The following is a 6,555-nucleotide window of genomic DNA, read 5'->3' as shown; positions in this document are numbered from 1 at the left end:
ACGCAATGCCCTGCGCCGTCTCCCGACCCATCACCCGGCCGTTTCGCGGCGCGGGAACGCCCGCGCGCGTCCATCCGACAGGAGCCACGCCATGCCGCCGAAAAGGAACCACGCCATGCCCGCCAGGACCGGTTCCGCCGCGCAAAGGGCCGGCCCGGCCGCGATGGCCGTTTGCCTCCTGGCGGAATCCCGCTAACCTCGCGCAGGCAACAACGGGGACGGGCCATGTCGGAAGGATTTCTGTCGCGGATCAGGCAGCTCTTCGAGGGCGATCCCGGCATTCGCCGCGTCGCCGACGATCCGGTGCTGACCGCCGAGCTGCTGCTGCTCTTCCGCATGATCCTGGCCGACGGCACGGTCGAGGAAAAGGAGCTCGAGACCTTCAGGCGCATCTGCATCGAATCCTTCGGCATCCCGAAGGAGAGCCTGGTCGGCGTCATCCGCTACCTGCAGGATTACGGCTACGAGACCACCGGCACGCAGGCGCTGGCGCTGTTCCGGACGCTCGACCACGACCGCCGCGTCCAGCTCGGCCGGCATCTGGCCGAGATCGCCAAGGCCGACGAGGACCTGTCCGAGCACGAGGTGCGGCTCCTGAAGCGGACGCTGGAGGTGCTGGGTCTCGATCCGAAGGACATCGTGGGATCGGAGGTGTGAGGGCCGCTACCCCTGCTCGTGCAGCCGCCGCCGGATCGCCCGCTTCAGGTCGGGCGCGGCGGCGACCAGGTCCCTGGCCGCCTCCGATTGCGGATCGTCCAGCACCGCGTCGGTGCGGCCGGTCTCGACGATCCGGCCGTCATGCATCACCATCACCTCGTCGGTGATGGCGCGCGCCACTGTCAGGTCGTGGGTGATGAACAGGTAGGCGACGCCGAGCTTCTGGTTCAGCTCGGCGAAGAGGTCGAGCACCTGGGCGCGGATCGAGACGTCCAGCGCCGACACCGGCTCGTCGGCGACCACCAGCTTCGGCCGCGTGATGATCGCCCGGGCGATCGAGATGCGCTGCCGCTGCCCGCCGGAAAATTCGTGCGGATACTTGTCCATGTCGGGCGCGCGCAGCCCCACCTCGTGCAGCGCCTCGGCCACCATCTCGCGCCGTTCGGCCGGCGAGGGCTGGCTGTCCAGGAGATGGAGCGGCTCCGCCACCAGCCGCTCCACCTTGTGGCGCGGGTTGAACGAGCCGTAGGGATCCTGGAACACCACCTGCATGTTGCGCCGGTAAGGTTTCAGCTCGGCCTCGCTCTTGCTGGTCAGCGAGGCGCCGAGAAAGCGGATGTCGCCGCCCGTCGGCCTGTCGAGCGCGAGGATCATGCGCGCCAGCGTGGACTTGCCGCAGCCCGATCTGCCGACGAGGGCCACCGACTGGCCGGGCTTCATGGAAAACGAGACGTGGTCGACGGCGCGGAATTTCTCCGCCGGGGCAAACAGCGCGCGTCGCCGGCCGGGATAGTCGCGCACCACCGCGTCGACCTCGAGCAGGTTGTCGCCGCCGGCCTGGGCGGCGTGGCGGTTCGGCCGCGCCGGCACGTGCATGGAGGCCTCGGCGAGCTGGCGGGTGTAGGGATGCACCTGCGCCGACAGCGTTTGCGCCGTCTCGCCTTCCTCCATCACCTCGCCGTGCCGCATGACGGTGATGCGGTCGGCCATGTCGGTGACGACGGCCAGGTCGTGGGAAATCAGAAGCAGCCCCATCCGGTCCTCGGCCACGAGGCCGCGCAGGAGGTCGAGGATCTGCTTTTGCAGCACCACGTCGAGCGCGGTCGTCGGCTCGTCGGCGACCAGCAGCTTCGGCTTCAGCGCGCAGGCGATGGCGATGACGACGCGCTGGCGCTGGCCGCCCGACAGCTGGTGCGGATAGCGCGTCAGCGGGAACTTCGCCTCCGGCAGGCCGACGCGTTCGAGCATGCGCCGGGCGGAAGCCTCGGCGTCGGCGCGGTTCGCGCCCGTGTGCCAGCGGATGCCCTCGGCCACCTGCTCGCCGATCGTCTTGACCGGGTTCAGCGCCGTCATCGGCTCCTGGAACACCATGCCGATGTCGTTGCCGCGCAGCCGGCACATGGCGGCTTCCGGTGCGGCGAGGATGTCGATGCCGTCGAAGGTGACGCGGCCGGTCGCCCTCGCGGCATCGGGCAGGAGCCGCATCAGCGTCAGCGCCGTCATCGACTTGCCGGAGCCCGATTCGCCGACCAGCCCCATGGTCTCGCCGGCCCCGATCGTCAGGTCGATGCTCTTCAGGATCGGCACGCGGCCGATCGACAGCGACAGTTTCTCGATCTCGATCAGCGCCATCAGCGTTCGCGCCTCAGCCTTGGGTCGAGCACGTCGCGCAGGCCGTCGCCGAGCAGGTTCAGCCCGAGCACGGTGACGATGATGGCGAAGCCGGGAAACAGCGCCAGGTGCGGCGCCACCATCATGCGCGTTTGGGCGTCGAACAGCATGCGTCCCCAGGACGGCATCGGCGGCTGCGTGCCGAGACCCAGGTAGGACAGGCCGGCCTCGGCCAGGATGCCGAGCGCGAACTGGATGGTGCCCTGCACCAGGAGGATCGACGCGATGTTGGGAAGGATGTGTTCGATGGTGATCAGCACCTTGCCCTTGCCGGCGGCCCGCGCCGCGAGGATGTATTCGCGCGGCCAGACCGACAGCGCCCCGGCGCGCGCCACGCGCGCGAACACCGGGATGTTGAAGATGCCGATGGCGATGATGGCGTTGATGGCGCCCGGCCCGAAGATCGCCGTGATCAGCACGGCCGACAAGAGCGCCGGAAAGGCGAAGACGAGATCGTTGAAGCGCATCAGCGCCTCGTCGACGAAGCCGCCGCGCGCCGCGGCCCAGCAGCCGAGCGGTACGCCGATGCCCATGCCGATGCCGACGGCCACCACCGCCACGGCGATCGAGTTGCGCGCCCCGACCATGATCATGGCCAGGATGTCGCGGCCGAAATGGTCGGTCCCGAACCAGTGCTGCGCCGACGGCGTCTTCATGCGGTCGGCCACGACCAGCTGCGTCACGTCGTAGGGTGTCCAGACGAAGGAGACCAGCGCCATCGCCGCGATCAGGCCGGTGATGAACAGGCCCGCCACGAAGGAGCGGTTCGAAAGCGCCGCGGCGACGAAGGATCCGTCGGTCGGTGCCGGGGACGTCGGTTCGGCGCTCACGCGTTCGACCTCAGGCGGGGATCGACCAGCGCGTAGCAGATGTCGACGACGATGTTGACGAAAATGACCGAGGCGACCAGCAGCATCACCACCCCTTCGACCACGATCAGGTCGCGCTGCGTGATGGCCTGGAAGACGAGGCGGCCGAGGCCGGGCAGGTAGAACACGTTCTCGATGATGATCGTCCCGGCGAGCAGGAAGGCGAATTGCAGCCCGAGGATCGTCAGGACCGGGATCATCGCGTTGCGCAGCGCGTGCCGCCACAGGACGTGGCGTCGCGGCATGCCCTTGGCGCGCGCGGTGCGGATGTAGTCCTCGCCCAGCACCTCCAGCATGGCCGATCGGGTCACGCGGGCAAGGATGGCGGCCTGCGGCAGGGCGAGCGCCACGGAGGGCAGGATCAGCGCCTTCAGGCCCGGCCACAGCCCGGCCTTCCAGCCTGGGAAGCCGCCTGCCGGTACGAGCTGGAGCCAGACTGCGAAGATATAGACCAGGATCAGCGCGAACCAGAAGTTGGGCACCGCGACGCCGACTTGCGCGGCGCCCATCGACAGCGTGTCGGCGGCCTTGCCGCGGCGCGCGGCGGCAAAGATGCCGACCGGGATGGCGATGGCGGTGGAAAGCAGGAGCGAGATCACGGCCAGCGGCAGCGAGACGACCGCTCGTTCGGCGATCAGGTCGATGACCGGCGAGGAATAGGTGAAGGAGCGACCGAAATCGCCCGTGAGGAGCCCCAGAATCCAGCTGACATAGCGCACCATCACGGGATCGTTCAGCCCGAGTTGCTCGCGCAGCGTGGCCAGCGCTTCGGGAGACGCGTTCATGCCGAGCATCAGCAGCGCCGGATCTCCGGGCAGGATCTCGAGCACGGCAAACACGACCACGGACGCCAGCAGGAGCGTCGCAAGGCCGGTCAGGAGACGTCTGGCGAGGAAGGGGATCATGGCAGGCGGATCGTTTCCGTCGCACGGCGCGAAGCGCGGCGGCGGTCATGGCGGATGCGGGCGAGGCCGGCCGGAGGGGAGGCGGCCGGAAGCGTGAGGACGAGACGGGGAACGTTCGGAGCGGGGTGGCCGTCGATGACGGCCACCCACCCCTTTTGTGTTGTCTCGTCCTGGCGCGGACGGGAGACCGTCGCTGTCACTCGGTCCAGTGCACCTTGGTCAGGTCGGAGACGGCCAGCGGCCAGTTCTCCCACATGCCTTCCAGCTTGGCGTCCCACACGCCCACCTTGGGCAGCTGGAACAGGAAGCCGTTCACCGCGTCCTTGGCGAGCATCTCCTGCGCCTGCTTGTAGAGATCATAGCGCTTGGTCTCGTCGGCCGTCACGTCCAGTTCGGCGATGATGGCGTCGAAATCCGCGTTCTCGTACTGGAAGTAGTAGTCAGGCCGCGCATAGATCCCGATATCCATCGGCTCGACATGGCTGACGATCGAGAGATCGTAGTCCTTCTCGGTGAAGACCTGTCCCAGCCAGTCGGCCCATTCCACCGGAATGATCTCGAGATTGATGCCGACCTGGCGAAGCTGCGCGGCGATGATCTGCCCGCCCTCGCGGGCATAGGCGGGCGGCGGCAGCTTGATCGTCGCCGAAAACCCGTCCGGGAAGCCGGCGGCCGCCAGCAGTTCCTTCGCCTTGGCCGGGTCATAGGGATAGGTGCCGGTCAGGTCGACATAGGCCGGGTGGTGAGGCGCGAAGTGCGAGCCGATCGGCGTGCCGAGCCCGGGGGGCGTGCCGGCGATGATCTCCTCGCGGTTGAGCGCGTGCGCGATGGCTTGGCGCACTTCCAGCTTGTCGAACGGCGCCTTCTTGTTGTTGGTCGAAAGCACCGTTTCACCCTCGGTCGAGCCGAGCACGACCTTGAAACGTGAATCGGCTTCGATCTGCGGCAGGGCATCGCCCGCCGGCATGTTGGAGAAGGCATGCACGTCGCCCGACAGAAGCGCCGGGATGGCGGCCGCCGCGTCCGGAATGATGCGGAACTCAGCCTTCTCGAGCGCCACTGCCTCGCCCCAGTAGTCGGGGTTCTTGACGATGGTGATCGACGAGCCTTTCGCCCAGTTGTCGAACTTGAAGGGGCCGGTGCCGATTGGCGTTTCCTTGTTCCCGTCTGCGCTTTCGGGCGCAACGATCACTGCCTCGCCCCAGCCCATGTTGTAGAGGAACGCACCCTGCGGGTTCTTCAGCGTCACCGTGACGGTCGTCGCGTCCGTGGCTTCGACGGTGTCGATCGCCGCGAAGAGCTGCTTCTGCGGATTGACCGAATCCTCGGCACGGGCGCGGTCGAGCGAGAACTTGACGTCCTCGGCATTGAAGTCGGTGCCGTCGTGGAACTTGACGCCGTCCTGCAGCTTGAACGTATACACCTTGCCGTCATCCGAAATCGTCCAGCTCTGCGCCAGCGCCGGCGACACGGAACCGTCGGAGTTGATCCGGGTCAGCCCCTCGAACACGTTCGCGTAGCCTACTTCCTTGATGGCGGCTGCGGCTCCGGCAGTCGGGTCGAGATGCGGCGGCTCCAGCACGATGCCGATGACCACGTCGGTGCGGGCGGCGAGCGCCGCGGTCGACGAGGCCAGCGCCAGCGCTGTCGCAGCCAGTATGCTTTTCCAGGCGGTCATTGTTATTGCTCCCATTGTTGCCGGATCGGTGATCGATCAAAGCGCGATTTTTAGCGGGAGTAAATCGCGTTTCGCTTGGACCAGCGTTCCACGACCGATTTTTCGCGGCGCGCTTGCCTGCGTGCTGTTTTTGCGGGCAACTGCCGATGGCGTTTGGATTGGATCGCGCCGCGTTCACGCGGTAGAAGAGCCGCTCCGAGCTGCAACCACGAGACCTGCCGATGATCGTCGTCCACTATTTGGAAAAGTCGCGCGCCCATCGCGTTCTGTGGCTGCTCGAGGAACTCGGTCTCGACTACGAGGTCCGCACCTATCGCCGGACGAAAGAGTTTCGCGCGCCGGAGAGCCTCAAGGCGGTCCATCCGCTCGGAAAATCGCCGGTGATCGAGGACGACGGCAGGGTCATCGCCGAGAGCGGCGCGATCACCGAGTACCTCGTGGAGAGGCACGGCGGCGAGAACCTTCGTCCGGCCGCCGGAACCGAGGAACGGCTGCGCTACACCTACTGGATGCACTATGCCGAGGGCTCGGCGATGCCGCTTCTCGTCATGAAGCTCATCTTCACGCGTCTGCCTTCTCAGATGCCGTTTCTCCTGCGGCCATTCGCCCGAATGATCTCGGGGGGCGTCAACGCCAGGCTGATCGATCCGCAACTCGCCGATCATCTGGCGTTCTGGAAGGCCGAGCTTCTCCGGGACGGGTACTTCGCCGGCCCGACGTTTTCGGCCGCCGACATCGCGATGAGCTTTCCGGTCGAGGCGGGGTTGACCCGCAT

Annotated in this window: 6 protein-coding genes; 2 read left to right on the top strand and 4 right to left on the bottom strand. The window is 67.2% G+C overall.

Features of this window, described 5'->3' with window-relative positions; genetic code table 11:
• The first annotated feature begins 225 nt into the window (after positions 1-225).
• Positions 226-657 (top strand): tellurite resistance TerB family protein, encoded by a 432-nt coding sequence (locus EJC49_RS25245; protein ID WP_126702685.1) that lies wholly within the window; start codon positions 226-228, stop codon positions 655-657.
• 6 nt (positions 658-663) lie between these two features.
• On the opposite strand, the gene EJC49_RS25240 is transcribed toward EJC49_RS25245, so the two are convergent.
• From EJC49_RS25240 to EJC49_RS25225, 4 genes are all read right to left on the bottom strand, one after another.
• Positions 664-2,289: an ABC transporter ATP-binding protein gene (locus EJC49_RS25240; protein WP_126702684.1), complete on the bottom strand. Its 1,626-nt coding sequence runs from the start codon at positions 2,287-2,289 to the stop codon at positions 664-666.
• A complete protein-coding gene (locus EJC49_RS25235; RefSeq protein ID WP_126702683.1) occupies positions 2,289-3,158 on the bottom strand; it encodes an ABC transporter permease in 870 nt (289 codons plus the stop codon). Before EJC49_RS25235 ends, EJC49_RS25240 begins: the two co-directional genes overlap by 1 nt.
• Complete coding sequence (locus tag EJC49_RS25230; protein ID WP_126702682.1) at positions 3,155-4,102, bottom strand: ABC transporter permease; 948 nt, start codon at positions 4,100-4,102, stop codon at positions 3,155-3,157. The genes EJC49_RS25235 and EJC49_RS25230 overlap by 4 nt, the downstream gene beginning before the upstream one ends.
• A 196-nt stretch (positions 4,103-4,298) precedes the next feature.
• Positions 4,299-5,780 (bottom strand): ABC transporter substrate-binding protein, encoded by a 1,482-nt coding sequence (locus tag EJC49_RS25225; RefSeq protein WP_126702681.1) that lies wholly within the window; start codon positions 5,778-5,780, stop codon positions 4,299-4,301.
• 221 nt (positions 5,781-6,001) lie between these two features.
• On the opposite strand from EJC49_RS25225, the gene EJC49_RS25220 reads away from it, so the two are divergent.
• On the top strand, positions 6,002-6,555 hold a 554-nt coding region (locus EJC49_RS25220; RefSeq protein WP_148106341.1), incomplete at its 3' end, for a glutathione S-transferase.

Source organism: Aquibium carbonis (assembly GCF_003970795.1).
GTDB classification, from domain to species: Bacteria; Pseudomonadota; Alphaproteobacteria; order Rhizobiales; family Rhizobiaceae; genus Aquibium; species Aquibium carbonis.
This window is presented reverse-complemented; position numbering and strand designations above follow the sequence as displayed.

Excerpts from the sequence above, each read along its gene's own strand:
- EJC49_RS25240 (WP_126702684.1), bottom strand. The coding sequence starts at position 2,289 with ATGGCGCTGATCGAGATCGAGAAACTGTCGCTGTCGATCGGCCGCGTG.
- EJC49_RS25225 (WP_126702681.1), bottom strand. The coding sequence starts at position 5,780 with ATGACCGCCTGGAAAAGCATACTGGCTGCGACAGCGCTGGCGCTGGCC.
- EJC49_RS25230 (WP_126702682.1), bottom strand. The coding sequence starts at position 4,102 with ATGATCCCCTTCCTCGCCAGACGTCTCCTGACCGGCCTTGCGACGCTC.
- EJC49_RS25245 (WP_126702685.1), top strand. The coding sequence starts at position 226 with ATGTCGGAAGGATTTCTGTCGCGGATCAGGCAGCTCTTCGAGGGCGAT.